Raw genomic sequence first — 26450 nt, forward strand, 5'->3', positions numbered from 1 at the left:
ACCACCGGCCTCTGCGGGGACATCCGCAGAGGCCGGTTTGTCTTCAGCAGCAGAAAACGTCGTTAAGCCGGTGCAGCCTCGCGGCCCGGCGCGTTACGGTTTCTGCTGGAATTCTTCCTTGGAGACGTAGTTGAAGTCCTCGAGGAGCACGTCCTGGATGATGTCGGCCTGCATCCGCTCGTTGACGCGCTGCTTGATGGCGGCGGTGAGGACGGTGAGGTCGTAGCGGGCGAGCTTCCTGAAATCGAGCTTGTCGTCAGCGTAGATCCTGCGGAAGGCCTCGTCGACGACGAACGGCTCGGGCGGAACGGTGAGCTGATGCATGGTTCGCGCCTCCACCGTGTAGACGAAGCGCGCGACGATGTAGCCCTGCACGGCGCCGCCCTCGACCATGGGTATGCTCAGCGCCCGGGTCTTCTGGTATTGCAGCCCGTCGAGATATTCGTCTTTCGCGGGCAGCAGGGTGCCGTTTTCCTTCCAATAAGCCACGCCATAGCTCGTGCCCGCGGTGAGGATGCATACCCAGAGCCCGGCCAGCACCAGTTTGATCATTTTCCGTCCCGCGCTACGCGACCGGTATAGGTGCCGTCGGACTCGGCGTCCTTGATCGCCCTGACGATGATGGTCGCGACCTCACGCACGGCGTCGTAATGCATTTCGAGGAGCGAACGGTTTCGCTCGAGCTTCTCGCGCAGCCGCTGGATCTCCTCGGTGATCTCGGTTTCACCGCCGAGATGCATCCGCGCCCGCATCAGGCGGACGAATTCCAGCATGCTCCGGCTCTTGCGCATGCTGAAATCGTCGAAATCGACTTTCTGTCCGGTCGCGAGCGCGACGGTTTCCGCCTCGACGATGTTCTCGAGCCGGCGAATCGCGGATAGCAGGCCACTAACCTCCTCGGCCCGCGTCGCCTCCAATCTTGCCGCTTCAGCCTCGTCGAACGCCATGTCGCCGCCGGCATTCGGCAGGAGCACGGGCAACAGAGCATCGCCCGGCGCGGTCTCCGTCATCACCTCGGAATCCAAGACCTGAGAGTCCAAGGCTTGGGAGTCCAAGACCTGCCGTTCAACGACCGGTTGCTCCATCACCGGAAGCGTCGCGCCTTGTTCTACCTGCATAGCAAATTCACCCTTCAACTTTCGTCATCCATGTCCCAGACCCATCAGCCCGACTTGCCCGTCACATCCGGACCAGGCGGGTGCGCGGACGCGAGCTGCTTGGCAATCCCGATCCCTTTGCCCTTCGCAAGCTGGGCGCCGAGCTGCTCGGCCAGCATCGATTTCCAGACGCCGCCGGCGGTGCCCTTGCCGAACACCTCCTCCGATTCCTTCGGCAGCATCGTCTCGACGAAGGTCTGGAGGATGAACGCCTCGAACTTGCGATAGACCTCGTCCGGGCCGGGCTTCTTGATCACCTGCACCGGCGGCCCGTTCACCACCCCCGACTGCGCTTCCGTGACCTTTGCGGCGGATTGATCGGCCGCCTTGCTGGCCTCGGCGTCCATCGTCGCGGCGAAATCGGCGCCCGACGATTTCAGCGCGTCGAGCTTCGCCGTCGCGGCGCGCTGCGTCACCGGATCGGCGGCGTCGAGGACGTCGAGGACGAGGTCGGATGTCGGCGTCACGATCATGTCTTGTTCCGGCTGGCTGGCCGTGGCGTCAAATCGCGCACGGCGGCATGTGTCTCCGTCATTTCCGCAAGCGATCGCTTCTCGGCGTCGCGCAGTTTTTCGGCCAGCGCCACCTTGGCGACCTCCTCGAGCTGTTTCACGCGCCTGCTCTCCGAGCGGACCCTGTCGAGCTGCATCGCAGCACGCTCCTGCACGGCGCGCGCACCGACGGTCGTCCTGTTGAGGCGCCTCGCAAGCGAGTCGCTCGACGACCCGGCCGGCGGTTTTCCCTCGTTCAAAGTCCCGACCAGCCAGGCCTGCTCATCCTGCATGGTCTGCTCCTGCTGCCGCAATTGCGCGAGCTGCCATTCGGACAGGCGGAGCTGAAGCTTCACCAGCGAGACGATCCGACCGAGCTTGTCCGCGCGCGAGGTCATGGCCGTCATCCCGCCAGCCACGACGACATGCCGAGCATGAATTGCGTCAACAACTCGTCGCTGATGAGGTAGAGCAGCAGGAGACCGCCAACCAGGACGAACGGCACCGAGACGAAATAGACCGCAATCGACGGCGTCAGCTTGTTGATGAGGCCGACCGAAAAATTGACGATGACGGAATAGACGATGAAAGGGCTGGTGATCCGCAGCGTCAGCACGAACGCGTCGGCAAGGCGGCTCGTGAGCTGGTTCAGCGCCATTTCACCAGTCAGCTTCTCGCCGGGATGCCAGACGTCGTAGGAGTTCATCAACCCGCGCAGGACCTGCCAATGCTGGTCGGTCAGGAAGAACAGGGTGGTCACCGCGGCCATGATCAGCGGCACCGAAGCCGGCGTCGGATCATTGTCGCCGATCGGTACGCCCGGGATGTTGCTGAGCCCGATCGCGCTCGCCATCACGGTGGACATGGTCTGGAGCGCGAGGAAGAACACGCGCCCGCCGAGACCGATGACGCTGCCGACCAGGAGCTCGGTGCCGATCAGCAGCGCGAGCGTCAGCGGTGGTGCATCGTCCACGAGCGGCTTCAGGATCGATATCAGAATCGGCGACAGCGCGAACGTCGTGACGAGCGCGACGAACAGGCGGATCTGTGGCGGAATGTTCGTGCTGGAATAGCCGGGCACCAGCATCAGGCAGGACCCGATACGGCAGAACACGATGAACGTAGCGAGCACGTTGTCGGCGAGGCCGCTGATCACGAGATGGCTCCGAGCGCCCGGATCTCGGCGCTGCGAGCGACCTCGACATGCGACAGGATCGGCAATGTCGGGAACACCCGTTCCAGGATCATGCGGACATAGGGGCGGGCTTCCGGGGTCACCGCCAGCACCACGCTGGTGCCGTCCTCGGTGAATTTTCGGATCGCAGCACTGGCTTCGGTCGCGAACTGTTCGATCAGGCGCGGATCGGCGTCGAACTCGACGACCTCGCCCTTGCCATCGCGCTTCAGGCTCTGGTGGAAGGCGAGATCCCAGCGATTGCCGAGACGAAGGACATTGAGCACGCCATTGTCGGAGAGATCGCCGCAGATCTGCTGAGCCAGGCGCATGCGCACGTGCTCGGCCACCTGCTCGGACCGCCGGACATGAGGTGCGATCTCGGCGATCGCCTCGAGGATCAGATGAAGATTCCTGATCGACACCCGCTCGCCCAGCAGGATCTTCAGGATCGCCAGCAGGCCCGAATAGGAGATCTGTGACGGACAGAGATCGTCGACCAGGCGCTTGTACTCCGGCTCGAGCCGGTCAAGCAGTCCGCGCATGTCCTTGTAGGACAGAAGCTGGGGAAGGTTCGCCCTGAGCACCTCGCTCAGATGCGTGAGCAGCACCGACAGATTGTCGACCGGCTTGCAGCCCTGCCGCCTGACTTCGTCGGTGAAGGCTTCGGTCACCCACAGCGCCTTCATGCCGAACGCGGGCTCGATGACCTCGTCGCCGGGGACGTCGGGCTTGCCGTCCTTGTCCACCAGCACCATCACCTCGCCGATCCTGAGCTCGCCATGGGCGACGCGGGTATCGTGGATGCGGATCTGGTAGCCCTTGGGGTCGATCGACAGATTGTCCGACAGCTTGATCTCGGGAATGACGAAGCCGTACTGCTTGGCGAACTTCTTGCGGATCTTGCTGACGCGGTGGGCAAGCTCGTTGCGCGAGCCGAGCAGATGGACCGACAGATGGCTGCCGAGCGACAGCTCGATCTCGGCGGTCTTGAGCGACTCCTTGACGGATTCCTTGGCATCGCTCTGCGCACGCTCTTCCGCCTTGCGCGCCGCCTCCTTCTGCTGCGCGGCCGCCTGCCGCTTCGGCAGCGAGTAGCCGACGAAGGCCATGACACCGCCCAGGAGCACGAATGGCGCCATCGGCAGCCCAGGCATCAAGGCGAGCACGAACATCATCAACGATGCCGCCGACACCGCGCGCGGATAGCCGCCGAGCTGCCGCAGCACCGCCTGCTCCGCCGAACCCCTGGTGCCGCCCTTGGAGACCAGGAGGCCCGCCGAAAGCGACACGATCAGTGCCGGCATCTGCGTGACCAGACCGTCGCCGACGGAGAGCTTGGTGTAGACGTCGGCGGCGCGCGACAGCGTCAGACCGTGATGGGTGACGCCGATGATGATGCCGCCGAAGATGTTGATCGCGGTGATGATCAGGCCGGCGATGGCATCGCCGCGGACGAATTTCGAAGCACCGTCCATCGCGCCGAAGAAGGAGCTTTCCTCTTCGAGCTCGCGGCGCCGGCGCTGAGCTTCCTTATCGTCGATCAGGCCCGCCGACAGGTCCGCGTCGATCGCCATCTGCTTGCCCGGGATGGCGTCCAGGGTGAAGCGGGCGCCGACTTCGGCGATACGCGTCGCGCCCTTGGTGATCACGACGAAATTCACCGTGACCAGGATCGCGAAGATGATCAGGCCGATGACGAAGTCGCCGCCCATGACGAACTTCGAGAAGCCGGCGACGACATGGCCCGCGGCCTGTTCGCCCTCCCCACCTCGGGACAGGATCAGGCGGGTCGTCGCAACGTTGAGCGCCAGCCGCAGGATCGTCGCGATCAGCAGCACCGTCGGGAAGGCGGAGAAATCGAGCGGCCGCTGGATCCACAGCGCAACCATCAGGATCAGGGCCGACAGCGCGATCGAGAAGGCAAGGCCAAGATCGATCAGGATCGGAGGTATCGGCAGGAACAGGATCGTGAGCATGGCCACGATACCGCCCGCGAAGAAGGCGTCCGCGCCCAAGCGTCGCGCGTTCGGCAGGCTAGCAGCTAAAGTATCGGCCATGGGTCACCGGCAGCAGGGTCCCCTGCAATTTGCCCCGCAAAGCTTACGCGAGGGTGGTGGCCGGAGCTCTCCGCGGATCAGAAGCCGTGCTCGATTCGCGAATAGACCATCTCGGTGAAGGTGGAGATATGCGCGCCGATGAAGGAGCCGGAGACGGCCACGACCACGAGGATGACGACGATCTTCGGAACGAAGGTCAGCGTCGCCTCCTGGATCTGGGTCAGGGCCTGCACCAGCGCGATACCGATGCCGACCAGCATGCCCGCGCCGACCGCGGGTCCGCAGGCAACGAGGATGGTCCAGATCGCCGCCTGGACGATGTCGAGGGCGTCCCGCTCGTTCATGGCTAGCTGATCGTCAGGCCGGGACCGACCGCGACCTTGGTGCCGTTATCGAGGGTCGCGACGGAGCCATTGCTGTTGATGGAGATCGACGCAACCTTGCCGGTGAAGGTCGCTCCGGTCGAGTCGGTGAAGCTGACGTTTTTCCCGATCAGCCCGTCCGCCTGCGACAGCGCCTGCGAGGACAGCAGCGAATCCAGCTTCGTGTTTGTCTGCATCGCCTGCTCGACCGACGACAGCTGGGCGAACTGGCTCATATATTGCGACGTATCCATCGGATTGGTCGGATCCTGGTTCTTCATCTCGGCGATGAGGAGCTGCAGGAACGTGTTGTAGTCGACGGTGTTCTTCGACGTCGTCGTGGTGGACGAGGTCGAGCCGGTGGAATTGGTGCCTGTGGTATCGGTCGCGCTGGTGACGTTCATGTGCCTCTCCGCTGTCAGGCAGCCTCGAATGGGGATTCGGTGGTGGCGCCGGCGAGGATCGCCTGCTCCAGGGGAAACAGCGTCCGGATTCGCTTGAGTGCCTCGAAGTAGCGGGTCCCGCCGACCATCTCGTCGATCGCGGCGAGCCCGTCGAGCATCTCGCGGTTCTCGCACACCGCGAGCAGGGCCGCGTGATGCTGCCCATAGAGCGAGGCGGCGGCGCCGACATCCGTCGGGTTCATCAGCATGAGCTGGACGATGAAATAGAGCTGGCGCATCGCCGTGGTGGCGTCGGAGGCTTGCATGACCTGCCCTTCGAGCAGGAACATCACGTCGTTGACGAGCTCGAGCGAGACCTTGCGGTCCACGCGCAGCACCGCGCCGTTGATGTAGACCCGTTCGCCCGCCCGCAAGGAAATCTTCATTAAAGCGCGTCTCGGATCATGCGGTTGATTTCGACGAGCTGCATCACGTCGTTCGATCGTTCCTCGCGAAGGCGATCGGCTTCCTTGACGACCCACAAGCCGATCGAGATGATGTCGGCGCGCAGCTGTTCGGGCAGTCCGTTCTCCGGATGCGCGAGATCCTCGATGAAGATGGTCCACAGCCGCCGGACGTAGAGCAGGCTCTGGACCTGATCCTCCCTGCTGTGGTCCTCTTTCTGGAGCCGCTCCAGCCGGTCGATGCCGAGGCTGAGCGCCTGGCGCTCGCGCCCCCGCGCCTCGAAGCCGCTGTCTTCAACGACCGTTTCGTAGGCTTCAAAAGTCATCCGGACAACTCTGCGCAGAAAATTGCAAGAAACTAAAAGCGAACGCGACCGCCGCGCAGGCTCAGAGATAGTTGATGAGGCTGATCTTCTGGAGCCGCGAGGTGAGCGCGAGCGCCGTCTGGATCTGGGTCTGCAGCGCATTGACGCGCACCGACGCCTCCGTCGGATCGACCTGCTCCATGCCGACGATCTGATTGTTCAGAATGTCCTTCTGGGTCTTGAGCTTGTCGGTCGCAGTGGTGAGCCGCTGCTGGACCGTGCCGACGCTGCCGCCGAGCGCAGCAAGGTCGGTGATGGCACTGCCGACGAGGCCGATGGCCTTGTCCACGACGACCTGGAACGTCGACTGGCTCAGGTTCGCATTCCCGAGATCGGCCATCATCGTATAGGCCTCGGCAAGCTTGCGGAAGCCGGTCTGGTTGGCGCTGACGGAGGTGTCGGCGATCTCGGTCGTGGAGATGCGGCTTTGCATGACCTGGTCGGTGGCCGATGACCAGTTGGTGTTCCAGGCCGGGCTTGCGAACTCGGCATCGAAACTGGTGTTGAGGAAGCTCTGCATTTGAGCCGGGGTAATGCTGCTCACGCTGGCCGAGGATTGCGAGAAGCCGAAGGCCGCAAGGAAATCGCTATCGACCTTGTTCTTGCTGGCCGAGCCGGCGGTGTAGGCCGTGATCGGCTGGTTCTGCGTGTTGATGCCCGAGAACAGATACGAGCCGTTATAGGAGATATTCAGCGCGCCGATCAAATCCTGGAGGTTGGAGGACGCAGGCGGCAGGATGATGCGCCCGCCGCCGTCGGTGCTGCGGGCCGCGATCAGGTCCTTGAGGAAGTCCGTTGCGGTCGAGCTGAGCTGGGTGATGCGGTCCTGGGTCACGTCCAGGCGTCCCGAGACGAGTCCGTTGGTATCGACGAGCTGATCGGCGAAGCTCAGGTCCGCCCTTAAGGTGACGTCGCCTCCCGTCGTGGCACCAAGCTCGAGGCCGACATCGGCGAAGCGGCCGGTGGTCGCCTCTGTCGACGCCTTGCTCAACGCTGCCTGGTTGCTCGTGATCGAATACCTCAATGACGAGGACAACATCAGGGTGGAAATGTAGTTGGCGCTCATCATGACTAATTCCCCACGGCGGCTAGCAAGGCTTGCAACATCTGGTCGACGGTCGAGATGATCTTCGACGACGCCGAATAGGTACGCTCGACCTGCAGCATCAACGACATCTCGTCGTCCATGTTGACGCCATTGACGTTCGACAACGCCGTCGTGCTGCGGTCGAGCAACGTGCTCTGGTACTGGGAGTTGGCATTGGCGGTCTTGCGCTGGTTTTCGATCCAGCTCGTCGACGACGACGCGTAGTCGATCAGGCTGCCGCTCGGCTTGCCTTGCGTGGTCGCATCGAACGGCTGCGCCGCATCCATGTTGGTGATGAGCTGCTGAAGCCGGGTCGAATAGCCGCCGCTGCCGGCGGTGTTATATTGATAGGCGACGTTGCCGCTGATCGCGCCGTCGCGCAGCAGATTCGGGTTGCCGCCCTTGGCCGGATCGACCGATGCTGCAACCGAGATCGTGCCGGCGAGGCCCACCGAGACGGTGGCGCCCGCGGGCATCGTCGGCGCACCTGGATAGGTGAAGAGACCGGGAACGTCGGGCAGCGATGCGCCCGATTGATCGCTTTCCTTGAAACTGTTGATCAGGCCACGGGCGATTTCGTCGAGCTGGCTCTGATAGGTGACCGTGTCGTTGTCGCGCAATTGGGCGAGACCGGCGAGCTTGCCGGACTTGATCGGCATCACCGAATTGGCGCCGGTCACGGGCACGCCGTCGATAAAGACCGCATTCCCCGTGGTGCTCGCCGAATAGGCGGTGGTCGGGGCGAAGCTCACCGCGCGCGCCGTCTTGTCGAACAGCACCACGCCGCTGTCGGTGTAGAGCGCGGCGTCGCCGTTGGTGCGGATCGACATCGTGACGCCGACCTCCTGGGACAGCTTCGAGACGATGCTGTCGCGCTGGTCGAGATAATCGGTCACGTCGTCGCCGGCGATCGTCCCTTTCACGATCGCCGTATTGACGGTCTGGAACTGGGAGAGCAGCTGGTTGATGTTCTGGACCGAAATGTTCATGTCGGCGTCCGCACCCTCGCGGACCGACTGCACGGTCTGGGTCGCCTGGTTGAGCGCGGTCGCCATATCCTTGGCGGACGTGACGGCGGCCTGGGCCAGCGTGGTATTGTCCGGAGCGTTGGCATATTGCTGAAGCGCCTGCTTCAGCGCATTGAGCTGCGCCGTCGGGGACTGGTCGAGCTGCGGATCGTCCACCGTGGCCGACGCGATCTTCTGCAGACCGTCATAGATCGCGCTCTGCGTGGCGGCCGCCGAGGTCGCGGTCAGGACGTTGCTGTACAGACCTGAACTGGCGGCGCGCTGGATCGCCGCCACGTAGACGCCGGCGCCGGGAAGATTGTCCAGCACCGTGATCTTGCGCGAATAGCCGGTCGAGCTGGCGCCGGCGATGTTGCGCGAGACAGTCGACGACTGGATGCCCGACGCCATGAGCGAATTGCGGGCGGAGTCGAGGGCTGAGGTAAGGGACATGGCGTGCTTTTGCCCGGGATCGGTGCTGAAGGATTCAGCGCTTCAGGTTGACGACGACGTCGAGCAGATCGGCACCGGTCTGGAACGACTTCGAGTTCGCGGTGAAGCCACGCTGCGCCTCGATCATCGAGGTCAATTCGTTGGCGAGATCGACGTTGGAATCTTCCAGCGCGCCGGACTGGATGGTCCCGAGGCCGCCCTGGCCGGCCAGGCCGACCTGCACGTTTCCGGAGTCCAGGTTCGGCGAATAGACGTTGCCGACTTCGGGCGTCAGATGGTCCGGGCTCGGCACGGTGGCGAGCGCGATCTGGAAGCTCGGCAGCTGGGTGCCGTTCTTGAGCACCGCAGTGACCACGCCCTTGGCGTCGATGTTGACCTTTTCGACGGCGGACGGAGCGTTGCCGTCGACGGTCGCCTTGAAGTCGAAGCTCGATGCGACCTGGGTCATGCCCGACATGTCGATCTTGAAAGTGCCCGAACCGCCCGGGATTGCAACAGTGAGCGACGTCGCGCTCGGCGGCGGGCCCACCAGGTCCAGCTTGCCTTTTCCGGTCGAGCTGACGTCGAACTTGAACGTGGTCGCGGCAGAGGGACCGGCCGTCAGCGGAGTTGCGCCGTTGTAGACCTCGATGTCCCAGGTATTCGCGGCGGTCTTTGCAGCGTAGACGTCGAGCGTTACGGCATTGCCGATGTTGTCGTAGGTCACCATCGACGTCTTCGAGGTGTAGTTGCCTGGACCAGCCGCAGCGGCCGGTGTGCCGACAACCGCCGCACTCGGATCCAGGTTGGCAGCCACGGTCGCCAGCGTCGACGGCGATGCCTGCAATGCCATCTGATTGACGTTGATCACCTGGAGGCCGCCGAAGCCGTTGGCGGCAACGTTGGGCGCAGCACCATTCTGGATGTTGTAGCCCATCAACTGGAAGCCGGCCGTGTTGACGAGATTGCCCGAGCTGTCAGGCACGAACGACCCCGCACGGGTCAGGAAGTTGTTGCCGTTGGCGTCCTTCACGACGAAGAAGCCGTTGCCCTGGACCGCAAGGTCTGTCGTCGAGGTCGTGAACTGGAGGTTGCCGGGATCGGTGATGGCGTAGCGGACCGTGGTCTCGACCGCGCCGGAATCGTAATTGCCGGAGCCGCTCTTCAGGATCAGCGAGGAGAATTCCGTCGAAGCCCGCTTGTAGCCGACCGTGTTGACGTTCGCGATGTTGTCCGAGACCGTCGACAGCTTGTTGGACTGCGCGTTCATACCGGAAACGCCGGTGCGCATAACACCATACAGGCTCATGAATTGGGCTCCTTTGGTAGATTGTCGTTACAATGGGGTGTCTTGCTTGCGCGGGGCTGATGATCGGTGACCATGCACAACTTCATGCGACGCATCGTCATTTCACGTCGTTGATTCATGTTGTTTTGGGTTGGCAGAACGAGCGCGCCTTGTCGGTCCACGCGCCGAAGCCGCTGGAGACGAGATGCGCGACGATGTGGCAGACGTAGCGTTTCTGCGCCGGTTGATTGTTGGGGCCGGCGTTGTAGCGGGCGACCGCCATGGTCCAGCTTCCCTCGCGTTGCTTCAACTCCTTGAGGAAGCGCGCGGCGTAGTCGACGTTCCTGGCCGGATCGAACATCGCTCGCACCGACGTGAACTTGTCGCCGTGGAAGTAATGGTTGATCTGCATGCAACCGAGGTCGATCAGCTTGATGCCCTTGGCTCGCATCGCTTCGAAATTCGCCATCGCATCATTCATGTCCTTGGCGAACACGGTCTGCCCATCCGCACCGAGCGCGTAGGGATAGAGCGCGCCGCGCCGGCCGGTCTCGGTGAGGCCGACGGCATAGAGAATGCCGAGCGGAATCCCGTACTGCTGCGAGGCGCGCGCCATCTCGCGCTCGCAGGGGCGCGCAGTATCGGTCGCCGCCGCCTCGGCAGCGCCGGCGCTACAGATAAACAGGGCCGCGACGAGTATGCGGCGCCACGTCCTGGTCATGGCGTGCCTCCTGGTTGGGCTGCTGATCCTGCCGGGCTTGCCTGGCTCCGCCGTCCGATTGACCGGACGGCGTACCCGCGCCGCTGAACGCGCCTTGCGATTGAGATGATTGCTGTTGCTGGCCCGCGAGCTGCGGCTGCGACTGGCCGGATCCGGCCTGGAATCCATCGAGCGAGCCATGCTGTACGGGCGCGACGTCGGCCACGTAGCCCGCCGACTGCATCAGGTCGCGGATCTGGTCGCGCTGCTGATCCAGCATCGTGCTGGTGTCCTTGCGTTGGGCGGCAAGCTGAACCGATACCTCGGTGCCGACGAGACGAAGGCGCACGGTGACGTTGCCAAGATCAGGCGGCTCGAGATTGACGGTGAGGATCTTGACCGGCTGATCCGGTGCATTGTTCTGGGCGCCCACGAGATCGGCCGCGGCGGATGCGGCTGGCGCAGGCGAGCCCTTCAGCTCCGACACCACAGCGTTTGCGACCTGCTGGGTCGCGCTGAACTGCTGCACGGGAGGCAGGTGCGTCTCCTGCTGAACCACCGTGACCTTGGTGGTTTCCGGCAAGGCGTCGCGGCCTGCGGACTTTGCGGCGCGCTCGACATTCGCCGTGACAGCTTCGAACCCGGATGTGGCGGCGGGCATGGCCTTCGGTTGAACGGCGCTCTCCTCCGGCATTGCCTGCAGGGTCGCCGCGGCCGGCTGCGGGCGCGGCCCGGAGGCATCGGCCATGGAACGCGCGACAGTCGACGGCGCCACGGCCGATGACGCGGCGGCGGATCGCGCGACATCTGCCGTCGACGTCTTTGCGCCGGCGATGCTCTGAACGTCGCGCTTCGCCGTAGAGGACCGTTCGTCGCGGGTCGAGGTGTCCTTCCTATCGCTCGACGGCTGCGGCGTCTGCATCGTCACGGTCTGCGCGGCGGCGAGTTCCTGCCCCACGACGGTCGGAGCGCTCAATCTGCTCGGGACGTCCGCCTTCGCCGTTTGATCGACCGGGTCTTTCTTGGTCGGCGATTTGGGCTCCTCGGTGCGCTCGTGCACCGGCTCGTCCTTCGACGTATCGGGCTCGGTCAGCTTGGCCAGGCGCGGGCGTACCGAAGCAGCAGCCTTTGCGGTGGTGTCGCTGCCCTGATCGTCCAGCGCCCGCTTGGCCATGTTCGAGACGGTATGGAGCAGATCGTGAAACGATGAATCGTCCGCCATTTTCGTACCCGTCGTCGCCGTGCCCTTCGCGGAGCGGGACACCCCGCGCGTAAGACTTTCGGCGAGGCCTGCGAAAAGCTGTCCGGAAGTTCCACTTAGCTTGGTCATGGACGGCGATCCTTGGTGAGAAGCTCCAGTTCGCCGAGTTGCGTCTGGGCGCGCGCGAGCATTGCGTTCGACGACGCCAGATCGATCCGCGCCGGCGTGGGCGGCGGCTTGTCGGCTGACATCGCGGCAGCCGAGCCTGCAATCGGCTTACGGACGTCGAGCGCGAGCTGGAGGGTTGCATTGAGAAGAAGGACGTCGCGCTCCGCCAATTTCGCCCGGTCGAGCGCCTTCAGCTCGGCAAGGCCGCCGTCATACTCGTCAGTGAGCGCGCGGGATGCGCCGCGGTAGAAATGGGCGCGCTCGCGATCCGGCGTGGCATCGGCGCTGAGCGTCAGCGCCCGCTCGCCTGCGAGCCGGGTCACGGTGAGTTTCCCGCGAACCAGCGCGCCGCGCGCGATCACCAGATAGAGCTTGAGGCGGCTGGCGCGGTCGACCTGTTCGAGCAGCGCCGCGACCCGTGCAAAGCGGCGATCATCCAGCGCAAGACTCGATTGCGTCAGGCCCGTCGAGAAACGTTGCCAGAAATCGCCCGCATAGACCGAGTTGCGATAGTGGCGGATATAGGCCAGCGTCAGGAACTCGAACTTGTCGAAGTCCTCCGCCTGCCCGACCAGCAGGATCTCGCGCCGAAGCGCGGCCTCTTCGACCAGCGTGCCCGGCAGCAGCAGGCGCGCGTCGTCGAGACGCTCGATCGCGAGCGATGCCTCGGAACGTGCCAACAGCGCGCCCTGGACCAGCGCCACCTGCCCGCCCATGCCGGACGAGATCGTGCGCGGCTTGACGTCCTTGAGCAGGTCCCTCGCCTCGTCCTGCCGGCCTTCGACATAAGCGAGCGCGCCGTCGAACAGCCGCGAATCCACATTGATCTTGTCGCGCGGCAACTTGCGGACGATCTGCGGGGCGCCGCCGCTAAGCAGATAGATCACGACCGCCTGGCCGTTCTGCGGATTGCTCCACACGCTCGCGTCGGCGGCAAGGAATTTTTCGCCGATCTGCCGGATCAGCGCGATGTGGCTGGCATGCGCCGCGGTGTCGCCATTGGCGATGCCGTCCTGCACCGCCTGCAGCGCGCGGACGAGCTCAAACGGCTCCCCGGACGGCGCGGTCGGCTCGGCAGATGCGCGTGTCGCCACGAGCGACAGCACCATCAGCATCACGGCGCGGAGCAACGGCCTGGTCAAGGGCGCTTCTCCCGGATCAGGATCTCGATACGTCGGTTTTGCGCGGCGGCCGGATCGTTCGGAAGCTTTGGTCGGCGGTCGGCATAGCCTTCGACATGCTCGATCCGCTGCGCATCGACGCCGGAGCGAACCAGCATGTAGTAAGCCATCTGCGCGCGCGCAGTAGACAGCCGCCAATTGTCGTAATTGTCCGACTTGTAAGGCCGGTTGTCGGTGTGACCACGGACGATGATCAAGCCGCGGCGCTTCGCGATCAGCGGGCCGATCTTGTCGATGACGCGAACGAGCTCGGGCCGCGGCTCGGCCGAGCCGACCGCGAACATTCCGAAGCTCGCGTCGTCGGTCAGGCTGACCAGCAGACCGTCCTCGACCTGACGGACCTCGGCCACCGGCCCGGCGCCGGCCTTGATATCCGACAGGGCATCGGCGATCGCGGACTGAAGCTGCTTGACGGTTGGCTGCTGGGTCTGGGCCGCGTCACGTGGCTCGGATTCCTTCGGAGCGTCGGTCGGACGTGCCTGCGGCGCCGCGTTGGCCTGAAGGTTGGCCTGCGTGCTCGACTGAACGCTGCCGTCGCGCGCGGACGATGATGGCGCCGGTCCCGGCGGCAATAGCGGCGACTGGCTCGCGGACGACGCCTGCGCGTCGGGGGCCACGCTACCGCCGGTATCATCCGTGCTGCCGCGACGCGGCTCGCCCTGATTTGTGCCGGCCGAATTGTCGCGCGCGGAAGCATTCGGCTTCGGCTCGCCCTCCATGATCCTATCGGCTTCCTTCGAAGCCTCGGGCGCGAGCTTCCAATAGCCGGGATCGAACGGGTCGCGATAGGCATCACCGCCCTTGAGGCCATCCTCTTCGGCCGACGTCAGCGCACCGGCGCGCCGCTGGCCCGAGGCCTGGTTCGAGCTCGCCGCGATTTCGGCGAGCGTTGCGTAGGGATCGCGAAACAGAACCTTCTCTTCGTAGAAGGGCGGCTTCTCGGCCGTCGGCGAGTCGCCGCGGCGCTCCTCGCTCGGCCCGGACGGCTGGCGCTTGCCATCCTGCCCCTCGAACGTCGTCGGCTCCTTCTTGGTGAGATCCTTCAGTCCCTTCGGCGCGGGTGCGTTCTCCGCGAGCTTGATCGGGTTGAAGTAGCTCGCAACGACCTGCTTCTGGTCCTGGTTGAGCGCATTGAGCAGCCACATCACCAGGAAGAACGCCATCATCGCGGTCATGAAGTCCGCATAGGCGATCTTCCAAACGCCACCGTGCGCCTTCTCGTCTTCGAAAGCGCTCCGCCGACGGATAATGACGAGCTCGTGCTTGACCTCCTCCATGGTGAAACTACCGGCGCGCCTCTTTCAGCCGATCCATCCAGGTCGAGATCTGCGTCTCGATCGTGGTCTGATCGGCGAGGACGCGAACCTCGACGGTGTCGGCGGACTGGTACTCGACGCCAGAGCGGCCGGCCAGATTGAGTTGCGTCCTGACGAGGTCGATGAGTTCGCTCGGGCCGGTGACGCGGAACGCCGGCACCGGGGAATTCGAGGTCAATGCCGAGATCTGCTCGACGAGGGATCCGATCGCCTTGTCGCGGACCGCATCGGCGAGGAACGGCAGCAATATCCGCGCGACCGAGCTTGCAATGTTGCTCTCGATCTCGCGGCAGGCCGTGTCAAAACCGTTGACGATCGCGACCGCCTGCTGGTCAGACCACTTGGCCCGCTCCTCGCCGAGCCGGATCGCGCTGCGGACCCGCTCCTCGGCGAGCTTGGCTTCGCCTTCCGCAAGGCCTGCGGTATGGCCGCGTCGGTAGGCGTCTTCGAGCAGATTGACCGACGCTGCTTCCGGCGCGGGTGCCGCAGGCGGCTGAAGTTGCGGCTGGGCTTGTGACTGACGCTGCGCTTGAGGCTGCGGCTGCGATTGAGGCTCGCGCCGGATCTCCTTTCTCGCCAGAACGTCCTGGATCTTGGGCGGCGCAGGCAGCGGAGACTTGGTCCGGCCGTTCGCGTCGAATTGCGTCAGGAGTTTTCCGATTGCCGCGTTCATGCCGCCTCCTCGCGTCGCATCCAGTCTTTAAGGATTGCTGCCGCCTGCATCTGGTCGAGGCGAACGATCTGCTCCAGCCGCTTCTGCGGCGTACGCTGCATCTTGCCTTCAAGGTCCTCGACGAGGTTGAGTTCGGGATCCTGGCTGTCGGCCAATGCGAGGGCCGTGGCAGCCTCGAGCTCGGCGGCCTCCGCCGCCTCGGTCTGCTCCTGCGCAGCGCGATGGGTCAGGATGCCGTTGACCGCGGGCCGAAGTCCGAACCAGACCAGCATTGAAGCGACGGCCAGGATCGTCACCGCGTTGATGACGCTGCCGAGCTGCTTGTTCATCATCTCCACGAAGCTGATCGGCGGCACCGGCGCGAGCTCGCGCGAGCCCTCCACGAAGTCGACCGCAGTCACCTGGATCTGGTCGCCACGCGCCTTGTCCAGTCCGCCGGCGGTCGCTGCGAGCTGGCTGATTTCGGCGAGCTTGCTGTCGACGATGGCCTGGTTGGTCTTGTCGCCGAGGTCGGCGACGAGCCGGGCGCGATTAACCAGGACGGCGATGAAGAGTTTCTTGACCGAGTAACCGTCGCTGACCGTCGTCGTGGTCTTGGACGATACCTCGAAATTGGTAACGTCCTCGCGGCGCGTCTTGTCCTCGCTGGAGTTCTTGGTGCCGCCGGCGTTGACCTGCTGGTCCGGAAGGTTCTGCTGGACGGTCGTCGGCGTCGATCGGTCGGCGTTCGACGACTTTTCGTTTTCTCGGACATTGCGGACCGAACGCTCGGCGCGGGTCTCGGGATCGTAGACCGTCTCGTTGACCTGGCGCTTGTCGGTGGAGAGCTGCGGCGCGACGCTGACCTCGAAATTGTCCAGGCCGAGATAGGGCGTCAGCGCCTTGCGGATGTTTTCCTGCACCATTCCGCCGACCGTCTTCTGGAGACTCGCCATTCTGGTCGGCGCGGCGCTGGCCTCGTCCTCTTCGGCCAGCAGCATCGATCCGTCAGCGTCGAGCACGGTGACCTTGTCGCGCGTCATGCCGGGAATGGCGGCTGCGACGAGGTGGCGGATCGACTGCGCCGTGCGCGCTTCGATCGCACCGTCAGTGCGCAGCACGACCGATGCGGAGGGCGGCTGCTGCGTCGCGCGGAACGAGCCGCGCACCGGCATCACGATATGCACCCGCGCCGCCTTGACGCCCTTCATCAGCTGAACGGTGCGCGCGATCTCACCCTCGAGCGCGCGAAGCTTCGTGACCTCCTGCATGAAGGAGGTCAGTCCGAGCGATCCGATCTTGTCGAACAGCTCGTAGCCGGAATTGGCGCTGGTCGGCAGCCCCTTCTCGGCCAGCAGCATCCGCGCCTGTGCGGTCTGGCTCGGCCGTACCGAGACGGCATCGCCGGCTGCACTGATATCGAAGGCAATGTTCTGCTCGCGCAGCGCGGCGCCGATACGCGTCACGTCTTCGCGGGTCAGGCCGGTATAGAGGGATTCGAATTCCGGCCGGCTCAGGTAGTAAGCACCTCCGACCACGGTGACGAGGACGGCAAAGCCGATCAATCCCAAGGCCATCAGACGTCGCGGCCCAAGTTCCAGCAGATTGTTGAGCAGCTGCTGTAGCTGCGCGCGACTGAGCATATGACCTCGTACCAATGCGAATGGTAAGGACACTCTGCCGTCAACCTTGTCTGAAGGTTGCGCGAAAACGCGAATGTGCCGCGTCGCAGGCGAGGCGTTGCAATTTTACAAGAACCTTGGACGACGCAGGCAGGTCGACGGCAACGGGCGGGCGATCGAACGCGTTACCGCGGGATCGGCTGCAGCCTATTGCATCAGGTCTGGCGTCGGGAGGTCGATTACGGGCACGTCATGTGCCGTCACTTCCGCCGGTCACGGCGGAGACCGTGCCCCATTGGGAGCACGGTCGTTTTCGAAGCGGGAGCTTACTTGAACAGCGAGAGGATGCTCTGGCTGTTCTGGTTGGCGATCGAGAGCGCCTGAACACCGAGCTGCTGCTGGGTCTGGAGCGCCTGGAGGCGGGTGGATTCCGCGTTCATGTCGGCGTCGACGAGCTGACCGACACCGCGCGTCACCGAGTCCATCAGGGTCTTGACGAAGTCCGTGTTGGTCGCGATGCGGTTCTTGACGGCGCCGAGGTCAGCGGCGGCAGAAGCCACCGAATTGAGCGCAGTGGTGACCGCCGTGATGTAGCTGCTGAGCGTGGCCTGGTCGGTCGCGGCGTCAGTCAGCGAGGTGATGTCGATCGTGTTGATCGACACACCGGCGCTCACCTTGTCCAGGATGCCGGTGGTGGACGTGCTGTAGAGCGAGTAGTTGGAGATCGTCAGGGTGATGGAGCCGATGGTGGGCGTGCCACTGACGCGGGAGAACGACGACACGAGGTCGAAGGTCGCCGGCGTTGCCGTCGTCACGCTCAGCCAGTTCACGCCGTTGAAGGTTGCCGCATCGGCGGTGCCCTTCATCTGCTGCTGGATCTGGGTGATGTCAGCCTGGATCTTGGTACGGTCGATACCGGCGGTCTTGGCTTCGACCAGCAGCGCCTGGAGCTTGGTCAGGCCGCCGGTGTTGTCACCGACAACCGCGGTCAGAGCGGTATATTCGGTGTCGACGGTCGCGGCCGACAGACCGAGCGAGTCGGAGACGGCGGAGAGCGCGGCATTGTCAGCACGCATCGAGGTCGCAATCGACCAGTAGGCGGCGTTATCCGAAGCCGTGGCCACGCGCTGACCGGTCGAGATCCGGTTTTCGGTGGTCTGGAGGCTGGAGCTGACGTTGCGGAGGGTCTGCAGCGCGGTCATTGCTGCGGAGTTGGTGAGCAGGCTAGAACTCATGTTCGACGTCCCCTTGAAAACGATTTGAAATTTTTGGGACATACCGGGCTTGCACCGGTACGACAGGGCGGCATCATGCCTTTGAGCTGCGAAAAAGCGCGCTCAACCTGTCGTAACGGCGGCGATAGCACGCGAAGTTTGCGCGAGGCTTGTGGCTCTGTGACCGGACCGCAATTCGAGGCGCGAGATCGCGCCTTTGACGCCCGAACAACACGCGTCAAAATGAAAAGGGCCGCGCTTCGTGAGAAGCGCGGCCCCCTCAGATGGTTCTCAGGCTTAGCGGAACAGCGAGAGGATGCTCTGGCTGTTCTGGTTGGCGATCGAGAGCGCCTGAACGCCGAGCTGCTGCTGGGTCTGGAGCGCCTGGAGGCGGGTGGATTCTGCGTTCATGTCGGCGTCGACGAGCTGACCGACACCACGATTCACCGAGTCCATCAAGGTCTTGACGAAGTCCGTGTTGGTCGCGATGCGGTTCTTGACGGCGCCGAGGTCGGCGGCGGCCGAAGCCACCGAGTTGATCGCGGCAGTCACTTGCGTGATGTAGCTGCTGAGCGTGGCCTGGTCGGTCGCCGCGTCGGTCAGCGAGGTGATGTTGATCGTGTTGACCGACACACCGGCGCTCACCGTGTCGAGGATTCCGGTGGTGGACGTGCTGTAGAGCGAGAAGTTGGAGATCGTCAGGGTGATGGAGCCGATGGTCGGCGTGCCACCAACGCGCGAGAACGACGACACGAGGTCGAAGGTCGCGGGCGTTGCCGACGTCACGCTCAGCCAGTTCACGCCGTTGAAGGTCGCCGCATCGGCGGTGCCCTTCATCTGCTGCTGGATCTGGGTGATGTCAGCCTGGATCTTGGTACGGTCGATACCGGCGGTCTTGGCTTCGACCAGCAGCGCCTGCAGCTTGGTCAGGCCGCCGGTGCTGTCACCGACAACCGCGGTCAGAGCGGTATATTCGGTGTCGACGGTCGCAGCCGACAGACCGAGCGAGTCGGAGACGGCGGAGAGCGCGGCGTTGTCGGCACGCATCGAGGTCGCGATCGACCAGTAGGCGGCGTTGTCCGAAGCCGTGGCCACGCGCTGGCCGGTCGAGATCCGGTTTTCGGTGGTCTGGAGGCTGGAGCTAACGTTGCGGAGGGTCTGCAGCGCGGTCATTGCTGCGGAGTTGGTAAGCAGACTTGAACCCATTTTGATGTCCCTTTGAAGATTGAGTTGATTTGGGGACATACCGGACTTGCACCGGTACGACAGGGCGGCGTCATGCCTTTGGGCTGCGGAAAAGCGGTTAGGCCCAACCTGTCGTAGCGGCGACCGTAACGCGCGAAGCTTGTGCGGGGCTTGTGGCTCTGTGTCCTGGCTGCAACAGCGTAGCCGAAATTGCGGCGTGCGCGGGACGTCACGTCAAACGAAAGGGCCGCGCTTCGCGAGAAGCGCGGCCCTCCCCCAGATGGTCTTCAGGCTTAGCGGAACAGCGAGAGGATGCTCTGGCTGCTGCTGTTGGCGATCGAAAGCGCCTGAACGCCGAGCTGTTGCTGGACCTGGAGAGCCGACAAGCGGGTGGACTCCTGGTTCATGTCGGCGTCGACGAGCTGGCCGATACCGCGAGTCACCGAGTCCATCAGCGACTTCACGAAGTCCGTATTGGTCGAGATACGGTTCTTGACGGCGCCGAGGTTCGCGGCGGCCGAAGCCACCGAGTTGATCGCAGAGGTCACCTGCGCGATGTAGGTGTCGAGCGTGGCCTGGTCGGTCGCCGCGTCAGTCAGCGTGGAGATGTTAATCGTGTTGACCGACACGCCGCTGCTCACCGTGTCCAGGATGCCGTTGGTGGACGAGCTGTAGAGCGCGTAGTTGGCAGTGGTCAGCTGGATGGAGCCGGTGGTCGGCGTGCTGCCGACGCGGGAGAACGACGACACCAGGTCGACCGTCGCCGGCGTGGCCGTCGTCGTGCTCAGCCAGTTCACGCCGTTGAAGGTCGCCGCATCGGCGGTGCTCTTCATCTGCTGCTGGATCTGGGTGACGTCCGCCTGGATCTTGGTGCGATCGATACCGGCCGTCTTGGCTTCGACCAGCAGCGACTGCAGCTTGGTCAGGCCGCCGGTGCTGTCGCCAACAACCGAGGTCAGAGCGGTGTATTCGGTGTCGACGGTCGCAGCCGACAGACCGAGCGAGTCGGAGACGGCGGAGAGCGCGGCATTGTCGGCACGCATCGAGGTTGCGATCGACCAGTAGGCAGCATTGTCCGAAGCGGTCGAGACGCGCTGGCCGGTGGAGATGCGGGTCTGCGTGGTGGCGAGTTGGGAGCTCACAGACCGCAGGGTCTGGAGGGCGGTCATAGCGGTCGAGTTCGTAAGCAGGCTTGACATTGCGAATGTCCCTTTATGTACGCGTTACATTTTCACGAGGGGACATACCGGGCTTTCACCGGTACGGAGGGGCGGCATCATGCCTTTGGACTGATGTGGGTGGGGTCCAACCCGCCGTGCCGCATTGCTAGCACGCCGAATCTTGCTTCCGAATTAAGACGGGCTTGAATTCTGCAGCAAAATCATATGGTTAATGTTACTCTTCGCTAACCTTAACCAACCCTTAGGTTGATGATCGCGGCTATGAGAACGACCGCACCAGTCCGGAGGCAAGCAGGTTCCAGCCGTCGATCAGCACGAAGAACAGCACCTTGAACGGCAGCGCGAGGATCGACGGGGGCATCATCATCATGCCCATCGACATGGTCAGCGTCGCCACGATCATATCGATGACGAGGAATGGCAGGATGATGAGGAAGCCGATCTCGAACGAACGCCGGAGCTCGGAGATCATGAACGCCGGGATGATCACGCGCATGTCGATGCGCTTGTCGTCGAACTTCCTGCGGAAACTTTCGGCGGCCAGCGACTCGAATGTCTGCAGGTCCTTGTCGCGGACATGTGCCAGCATGAATTCGCGGAACGGATCGCTGATCTTCAGATAGGCCTCCTCCTCCGAGATCTCGTTCTTCATCAGCGGCTGCACGCCGGTTTCCCAGGCGCGATCGAAGGTCGGCGCCATGACATAGAAGGTCATGAACATGGCGAGGCTGATCAGCACGAGATTCGGAGGCGTCGTCTGAAGGCCGAGGCCGGCGCGCAGGAACGAGAGCGCGACCGCGAAGCGCGTGAAGCTCGTCACCATGATGAGCAGCCCCGGTGCGACGGACAGCACCGTCAGCAGCGCCATGAGCTGGATGATGCGGCCGCTGGTCGAGCCGTTGCCCGGCGGCAGCAGCGAATTGAGGTCCGGGATCTGGGCGAACGCTACCTCGGGCAGCACGACCAGCAACAAGGCAAGCAGCAGGACTCTCAATTTCACTGGATCACCAACGTCTCAATGATCAATTCGCGGACTTTGCCGGACGAGCGGATGCTGGCGCGTTCGGACAGATCGTCGCGCAGATGCTGGAGCCCACGCGTACCTTCGAACTGCGTGACCGAGGCGGACCGCAGATAAGTGACGATGTCCTCGCTGATATGAGCGGCCAGGATGCCGGCATCCTCGTCGCTCATGCTGTCGGTCACCATGGAGGCTTCGACCCGGGCCCAATTGTTGGCCGGCGCCGCGAGGTTGGTCACGATCGGAGACAGCTTCCTGAGCCGCGCGCTGCCGGCGTAGCTCGACGCAATCGGCGGCGGAGTGGCCCCCTTCTTTGCGTCGGCAACACGTTCGGCTGCGGCGAACAGGTGCAAGCCCGCAAGCGCGCCCGCGCCGATCGCGACCAGGGTCAGCACGAGGATGGCGGCAATCAGGCGCATGACGCCCCCTGCTCCCACGGCGCGCGAGCCTCAGAACGGTGCCACGGCGTCATAGATCCGGTGCCCCCATCCTGGTTGCTGTACGTCAGACAGATTTCCGCGACCGCCATAGGACACGCGCGCCTCGGCGATCTTCTCGTAGGAGATCGTGTTGGTTCGCGAAATATCGCGCGGACGCACGATACCGCCGACATTGAGCACGCGCATCTCCGTGTTGATACCGAACTCCTGCGACCCGCTGATCATCATATTTCCGTTCGGCAACACGTCGGTGACGATGGCCGCAATGGAAAGCTTGATGTCTTCGGAGCGGTCGATCTGGCCGTTGCCCTTGATCTGGGTATTGGTGTTGAGGTTGGCGTTGGCCTGGCCTTTGTCCTGCCATCCGGCGACGTCCATCAGCCAGTTCAGCCCGAACTGGATCTGCGAATCGCGCGAGCGGTCGGTCTTGTTGTCGAGCTTGGCCTTGTCCTGCATCGAGATGATCACCGTGACGACGTCGCCAATCCGCCGGGCACGGGGATCGCGGTAGAGATCGGTGCCGTCGTCCCAGGTCGAGCGATAGCTGACCGGCGTGCGCATGCGGGGCGTCACCGGAATCGGTTCGGCGGGCGCCCTCAGGCCGCTGCCAACGGGCGACAGTTTCGGGCCGGTCAGGATTTCTGCCGGATCATGGGAGCATCCGCCAAGAAGCACGAGCGACAGGATGAGGATCAGCGTCTTCATTTACTTGGTCTTCCGTCATCCACGCGACGCATTCCACCGAGCAGGTCGGCGAGATGTGCTGCGCGCCCGGTCTCCATCTCGTTGAAAATTGCGCTCGAGCTCCTCGGGCTGAGCTTTGCGAGCACCGCAGCGGCCGTCTCGTCAGCCATTCCGGCGATCTGGGTGGCGGCAGCGTCCGGCTTCATGCGCGAATAGATCTCGACAACGCTCGCTTCGGCCTTCTTCAGGAAGTCGTCGCGCAGCGCCATCCACTTCTCGTATTCGGCGCGCTTGGCCTCGACTTCGGCGATCCGCTCCCGCAGCAGGCTCTCGGCCTTCTCCAGCTCTTTCAGCTGCCAGGCGAGCCTGGCGTCGACGGCGGGATCGGCGACGTTGCTGCAGAACAGCGCAACTTCGTTGTCCGCAGGCACGGCAGCTTGAGCCGGCGCCGGCTTCGGCGGTGCCGTGACGTTGCCGGACTTCGCCGGACGCGTCGGCACGGGTGCGGGGGCCGGCGCCGGCGGAGGAGCTTCCGTCGGAACCGCTCCCGTGATTGCAGGACCCGAATCTTCGGCTGCCCAGGCCGTTGCCCGTGAATTATCGCCCGGGACTGGCGTCGCCGGCGCGTGTGGCTTCTGCGGCCCGGGCGCGCGGGCGCGCGCGAAGGACAGCAGATTGAGCGGCTTCGACGGTTTCGGCTCGTCCAGCGCCAGCGCGGGCGACGTGCTCGCCAGCGCGAACATCGCCGCCAGCAGAAGAAGTTGCGCTATGTGATCCAGCTTCAGCATCAGCCCGCGTGCGATTCTCGGTCGAGACCAGAGCATTGAGCGACCAAGCTTGCACGACGCTTATGCATCATTGCACGATGACTTCGGCCTGCAGTGCGCCGGCCGTCTTGATCGCCTGGAGGATTGCGATGATGCCGGACGGCTTCAGTCCGATCTGGTTCAGCCCGCGCACGAGACGCTGGAGGTCGACACCGCTCAGGATCGCCACCTGCGATCCTGCCTCGTTGGCCTCGACCACGGTCTGGGGCACCACGACCGTCTGGCCCTGCGAGAACGGCGCCGGCTGCGACACCACGGGCATCTCGGTGACGCGGACCGTCAGATTGCCATGGGTGACGGCGACGGTGGAGATTCGCACGTCGCGCCCGATCACCACCGTTCCGGTGCGTTCGTTGATCACCACCCGCGCCGGCGTGTCTGGCTCGACGGTGAGCTCGCCGATCTCAGCGAGAAAGCGGACCGGGCCGACATAGCGCGGCTTGGACAGCACGATCGTCCGGTAGTCGCGCTCGAACGCGATCTGGGCGCGATAGCGACCGCCGGCATAGCGATTGACGGCGTCCAGGATTCGCGTCGCGGTGACGAAATCGGGGTTTTTCAGCTCCAGCACCAGGTATTCCATCTCGTGGAGGCTGCCCTTGACCTCGCGCTCGACCAGCGCGCCGTTCGGAATGCGGCCCGCCGTCGGCGTACCCTGGCTGACGTTTTGGGCCTGGCCCCCGACGCTGTAACCGGCGACCGTGACCGCGCCTTGCGCCACCGCATAGACCGCACCGTCGGCCGCGCGCAGCGACGTCATCACCAACGTGCCGCCGAGCAGTGATGTCGCATCTCCGAGCGACGACACCGTCACGTCCATCCGTTCGCCGGCGCCGATCGACGGCAGTAGATCCGCGGTCACCATCACGGCGGCGACGTTGCGCGTGCGCAGCGTGGTCGGCCGCGCCGGGTTGGTCGTGCTGGTCGTCTCGTTCCGGACATTGATGCCCATGTTTTCGAGCATCGACTGCAGCGACTGTTCCGTGAACGGCGCGTTGCGCAGGGTGTCGCCGGTACCGTTGAGGCCGATGACAAGGCCATAGCCCACGATCTGGTTTTCGCGCAGTCCCTTGATGTCCGCGATGTCCTTGATGCGGACGGCGGCCTGGGCGCTGGCGGCGGAAACGATGAAGAGAAGCGCGATCAGGAATCTGGTCATGACCCGTCCACGACCTTGACGGTGCCGTCCGGCTGAACGATGGCCCGGATCATCACGCCCGTGTCGGTGTTCCGCACGGTAATGAGCGAGCCCGGCGCACCTGATTGCATGGCCGCGCCGTAGGTCACGATCGACAAGCCGGAGTCCTCGACCACGACCTTGACCATGGCGCCGCGGGCGATGGTGAAGGGATCCTCCACCGAATTGGTCGGGATCGGCTGCCCCGGCAGCAGCGCCCGCCGTGCCATGCGGCCTACGAGGACCTGACGCCCTTCAATGAACATGGCGACACCGAGCGCGTTCGTCGCAAAGATGCGCTCGGTGATCATATCGTCCCTGATCAGCTCGCCGGCGCGGATCGCTACCGCCGGCACCGGAAGCCGCTTCTCGTCTGCGGCGGCGAGCCGCGCAGAGACGAGAACCAGCAGCGCGGCGGCCAACCCGCGCGCGATCAGGCCCACCCTGTTCAACATGGACACACCGGAACTAGCGACTGAGATTCTTCGACACCGTCTGCGCCATCTCATCCGACGCCTGGATGACCTTGGCATTCATCTCATAGGCGCGCTGTGCCGAGATCAACTCGGTGATCTCCTTGACGGGATCAACGTTCGAGGCCTCGAGATATTGCTGGTTGATCTTGCCGTAGCCGGCATCGCCGGGGAGCCCGACGACCGGCGCACCCGATGCCGTGGTTTCGCGATAGAGATTGCTGCCCAGCGGCTCGAGACCCGCCTCGTTGGCGAAATTGGCAAGGTTGAGCTGGCCGATCTGCTGCGGATTAACCACCGTATCCAGTTTGGCGAACACTTGCCCGGTCTGGTTGACGGTGACCTGCACCGTTCCCTGCGGCACCGTGATGTTGGGATCCAGCAGGTAACCGTCCATCGTCACCAGCTGGCCGGTGGCGTTGGTGTTGAACGAGCCCGCGCGGGTGTACTGCACCTCGTTGTTCGGGCCGAGCACCTGGAACCAGCCGCGACCGTTGATTGCGAGGTCATAGGGGTTGCCGGTCTGCGTCAGCGCGCCCTGGATGTGCAGCTTGCGGATCGCGGCCGACTTGACGCCGAGGCCGAGATTGGCGCCTTCCGGGATCGGCGAGGCGCCGTTGACGTTCGCGACACCCTGCATGCGGTCCATCTGGTAGAACAGATCGGTGAATTCCGCACGTGCGCGCTTGAACGACGTGGTGTTGATGTTGGCGATGTTGTTCGCGATGACTTCGATATTGGTCTGCTGGGCATTCATGCCCGTGGCCGCGATGGCGAGCGATTTCACAGCGTCATTCCTTCAGATCAAATCGACATACGAACGACTTCTTGGTAGGCCTGCACCACCTTGTCGCGGACCGCGACCGCGGTCTGCAAGGCCTGCTCGGCCGACATCAGCGCTTCGACGACTTTCCGCGTCGACTCCTTGCCCTGCATCGCCGAGATTGACGCGCTCTCACCGGCCTTCAGCGTGCCGATCGCGTCCGTGGTCACCTGCTTCATCACGGAATCGAAGCCAACGTCGTCGCCGGCCTGAACCGGGGACGTCGCGCTGGGCGCAATGGTCTGCGTCTCGGTGATGCGGGACGCTACCGCCTGCCCTGCGTTGATCGCAGTGGATGAAATCGCCTCTAGCATT

30 protein-coding genes are annotated in these 26450 nt (G+C 64.1%); all 30 read right to left on the bottom strand.

The window, feature by feature from the left end:
- Positions 1–93: 93 nt before the first annotated feature.
- A complete protein-coding gene (locus ACLFLU_RS33335) occupies positions 94–552 on the bottom strand; it encodes a hypothetical protein (protein ID WP_426408948.1) in 459 nt (152 codons plus the stop codon).
- Positions 549–1118: a flagellar biosynthesis protein FlgN gene (locus ACLFLU_RS33340; protein ID WP_426408949.1), complete on the bottom strand. Its 570-nt coding sequence runs from the start codon at positions 1116–1118 to the stop codon at positions 549–551. Before ACLFLU_RS33340 ends, ACLFLU_RS33335 begins: the two co-directional genes overlap by 4 nt.
- Positions 1119–1162: 44 nt before the next feature.
- Entirely contained in the window at positions 1163–1630 is a 468-nt protein-coding gene (locus ACLFLU_RS33345) for a rod-binding protein (protein ID WP_426408950.1), read from the bottom strand.
- Positions 1627–2046: a hypothetical protein gene (locus tag ACLFLU_RS33350; RefSeq protein ID WP_426408951.1), complete on the bottom strand. Its 420-nt coding sequence runs from the start codon at positions 2044–2046 to the stop codon at positions 1627–1629. The genes ACLFLU_RS33345 and ACLFLU_RS33350 overlap by 4 nt, the downstream gene beginning before the upstream one ends.
- Positions 2047–2051: 5 nt before the next feature.
- Entirely contained in the window at positions 2052–2804 is a 753-nt protein-coding gene (gene fliR / locus ACLFLU_RS33355; RefSeq protein ID WP_426408952.1) for a flagellar biosynthesis protein FliR, read from the bottom strand.
- A complete protein-coding gene (flhA, locus tag ACLFLU_RS33360; protein WP_426408953.1) occupies positions 2801–4882 on the bottom strand; it encodes a flagellar biosynthesis protein FlhA in 2082 nt (693 codons plus the stop codon). The genes fliR and flhA overlap by 4 nt, the downstream gene beginning before the upstream one ends.
- 77 nt (positions 4883–4959) lie before the next feature.
- A complete protein-coding gene (fliQ, locus tag ACLFLU_RS33365) occupies positions 4960–5226 on the bottom strand; it encodes a flagellar biosynthesis protein FliQ (protein WP_148772940.1) in 267 nt (88 codons plus the stop codon).
- A gap of 2 nt (positions 5227–5228) precedes the next feature.
- Positions 5229–5648 carry a flagellar hook assembly protein FlgD gene (gene flgD, locus ACLFLU_RS33370; protein ID WP_426408954.1) on the bottom strand — a complete coding sequence of 140 codons (420 nt, stop codon included), beginning with the start codon at positions 5646–5648 and terminating at the stop codon, positions 5229–5231.
- Between the two features lie 14 nt (positions 5649–5662).
- Positions 5663–6073 carry a flagellar biosynthesis repressor FlbT gene (gene flbT, locus ACLFLU_RS33375; RefSeq protein WP_426408955.1) on the bottom strand — a complete coding sequence of 137 codons (411 nt, stop codon included), beginning with the start codon at positions 6071–6073 and terminating at the stop codon, positions 5663–5665.
- On the bottom strand, positions 6073–6417 hold the full coding sequence (gene flaF / locus ACLFLU_RS33380; RefSeq protein ID WP_426408956.1) for a flagellar biosynthesis regulator FlaF: 345 nt from the start codon (positions 6415–6417) through the stop codon (positions 6073–6075). The genes flbT and flaF overlap by 1 nt, the downstream gene beginning before the upstream one ends.
- Before the next feature lie 61 nt (positions 6418–6478).
- Positions 6479–7525: a flagellar hook-associated family protein gene (locus ACLFLU_RS33385; RefSeq protein WP_426408957.1), complete on the bottom strand. Its 1047-nt coding sequence runs from the start codon at positions 7523–7525 to the stop codon at positions 6479–6481.
- Positions 7526–7527: 2 nt separating this feature from the next.
- Positions 7528–9003 (bottom strand): flagellar hook-associated protein FlgK, encoded by a 1476-nt coding sequence (flgK, locus tag ACLFLU_RS33390; protein WP_426408958.1) that lies wholly within the window; start codon positions 9001–9003, stop codon positions 7528–7530.
- 34 nt (positions 9004–9037) lie between these two features.
- Positions 9038–10291 carry a flagellar hook protein FlgE gene (locus ACLFLU_RS33395; RefSeq protein WP_426408959.1) on the bottom strand — a complete coding sequence of 418 codons (1254 nt, stop codon included), beginning with the start codon at positions 10289–10291 and terminating at the stop codon, positions 9038–9040.
- 115 nt (positions 10292–10406) lie between these two features.
- Positions 10407–10991, bottom strand: a complete 585-nt coding sequence (locus ACLFLU_RS33400) for a transglycosylase SLT domain-containing protein (RefSeq protein WP_426408960.1) — start codon at positions 10989–10991, stop codon at positions 10407–10409.
- Positions 10942–12300: a flagellar hook-length control protein FliK gene (locus ACLFLU_RS33405; protein WP_426408961.1), complete on the bottom strand. Its 1359-nt coding sequence runs from the start codon at positions 12298–12300 to the stop codon at positions 10942–10944. Before ACLFLU_RS33405 ends, ACLFLU_RS33400 begins: the two co-directional genes overlap by 50 nt.
- Positions 12297–13481 (bottom strand): chemotaxis protein, encoded by a 1185-nt coding sequence (locus ACLFLU_RS33410; protein WP_426408962.1) that lies wholly within the window; start codon positions 13479–13481, stop codon positions 12297–12299. The genes ACLFLU_RS33405 and ACLFLU_RS33410 overlap by 4 nt, the downstream gene beginning before the upstream one ends.
- Positions 13478–14797, bottom strand: coding sequence for a MotB family protein (locus ACLFLU_RS33415; RefSeq protein ID WP_426408963.1), 1320 nt, complete (start codon positions 14795–14797; stop codon positions 13478–13480). Before ACLFLU_RS33415 ends, ACLFLU_RS33410 begins: the two co-directional genes overlap by 4 nt.
- Positions 14798–14804: 7 nt before the next feature.
- Positions 14805–15509 carry a hypothetical protein gene (locus ACLFLU_RS33420; RefSeq protein ID WP_426408964.1) on the bottom strand — a complete coding sequence of 235 codons (705 nt, stop codon included), beginning with the start codon at positions 15507–15509 and terminating at the stop codon, positions 14805–14807.
- Positions 15506–17131 (bottom strand): flagellar basal-body MS-ring/collar protein FliF, encoded by a 1626-nt coding sequence (gene fliF, locus ACLFLU_RS33425; RefSeq protein ID WP_426408965.1) that lies wholly within the window; start codon positions 17129–17131, stop codon positions 15506–15508. Before fliF ends, ACLFLU_RS33420 begins: the two co-directional genes overlap by 4 nt.
- A gap of 305 nt (positions 17132–17436) precedes the next feature.
- The gene (locus ACLFLU_RS33430; RefSeq protein ID WP_426408966.1) at positions 17437–18345 is read right to left on the bottom strand and encodes a flagellin; all 909 of its coding nucleotides are present in this window, start codon (positions 18343–18345) and stop codon (positions 17437–17439) included.
- A gap of 276 nt (positions 18346–18621) precedes the next feature.
- The gene (locus tag ACLFLU_RS33435) at positions 18622–19530 is read right to left on the bottom strand and encodes a flagellin (protein ID WP_426408967.1); all 909 of its coding nucleotides are present in this window, start codon (positions 19528–19530) and stop codon (positions 18622–18624) included.
- A 272-nt stretch (positions 19531–19802) separates the two neighbouring features.
- Positions 19803–20708 carry a flagellin gene (locus tag ACLFLU_RS33440; protein ID WP_426408968.1) on the bottom strand — a complete coding sequence of 302 codons (906 nt, stop codon included), beginning with the start codon at positions 20706–20708 and terminating at the stop codon, positions 19803–19805.
- 241 nt (positions 20709–20949) lie between these two features.
- Positions 20950–21690 (bottom strand): flagellar type III secretion system pore protein FliP, encoded by a 741-nt coding sequence (fliP, locus tag ACLFLU_RS33445; RefSeq protein ID WP_027535969.1) that lies wholly within the window; start codon positions 21688–21690, stop codon positions 20950–20952.
- Positions 21687–22130: a flagellar basal body-associated FliL family protein gene (locus ACLFLU_RS33450; RefSeq protein WP_148772957.1), complete on the bottom strand. Its 444-nt coding sequence runs from the start codon at positions 22128–22130 to the stop codon at positions 21687–21689. The genes fliP and ACLFLU_RS33450 overlap by 4 nt, the downstream gene beginning before the upstream one ends.
- A 30-nt stretch (positions 22131–22160) precedes the next feature.
- On the bottom strand, positions 22161–22856 hold the full coding sequence (gene flgH / locus ACLFLU_RS33455; protein ID WP_426408969.1) for a flagellar basal body L-ring protein FlgH: 696 nt from the start codon (positions 22854–22856) through the stop codon (positions 22161–22163).
- Positions 22853–23623: a MotE family protein gene (locus ACLFLU_RS33460; RefSeq protein ID WP_426408970.1), complete on the bottom strand. Its 771-nt coding sequence runs from the start codon at positions 23621–23623 to the stop codon at positions 22853–22855. Before ACLFLU_RS33460 ends, flgH begins: the two co-directional genes overlap by 4 nt.
- A gap of 67 nt (positions 23624–23690) precedes the next feature.
- Positions 23691–24821 carry a flagellar basal body P-ring protein FlgI gene (gene flgI / locus ACLFLU_RS33465; RefSeq protein WP_426408971.1) on the bottom strand — a complete coding sequence of 377 codons (1131 nt, stop codon included), beginning with the start codon at positions 24819–24821 and terminating at the stop codon, positions 23691–23693.
- A complete protein-coding gene (gene flgA / locus ACLFLU_RS33470) occupies positions 24818–25294 on the bottom strand; it encodes a flagellar basal body P-ring formation chaperone FlgA (protein ID WP_426408972.1) in 477 nt (158 codons plus the stop codon). Before flgA ends, flgI begins: the two co-directional genes overlap by 4 nt.
- A 13-nt stretch (positions 25295–25307) precedes the next feature.
- A complete protein-coding gene (gene flgG, locus ACLFLU_RS33475) occupies positions 25308–26099 on the bottom strand; it encodes a flagellar basal-body rod protein FlgG (RefSeq protein WP_148772962.1) in 792 nt (263 codons plus the stop codon).
- A gap of 17 nt (positions 26100–26116) precedes the next feature.
- The gene (locus tag ACLFLU_RS33480) at positions 26117–26449 is read right to left on the bottom strand and encodes a flagellar hook-basal body complex protein FliE (RefSeq protein ID WP_426408973.1); all 333 of its coding nucleotides are present in this window, start codon (positions 26447–26449) and stop codon (positions 26117–26119) included.
- Position 26450: the final 1 nt, after the last annotated feature.

The sequence above is a fragment of the Bradyrhizobium ganzhouense genome (assembly GCF_049949285.1).
Taxonomy (GTDB): Bacteria; Pseudomonadota; Alphaproteobacteria; order Rhizobiales; family Xanthobacteraceae; genus Bradyrhizobium; species Bradyrhizobium ganzhouense.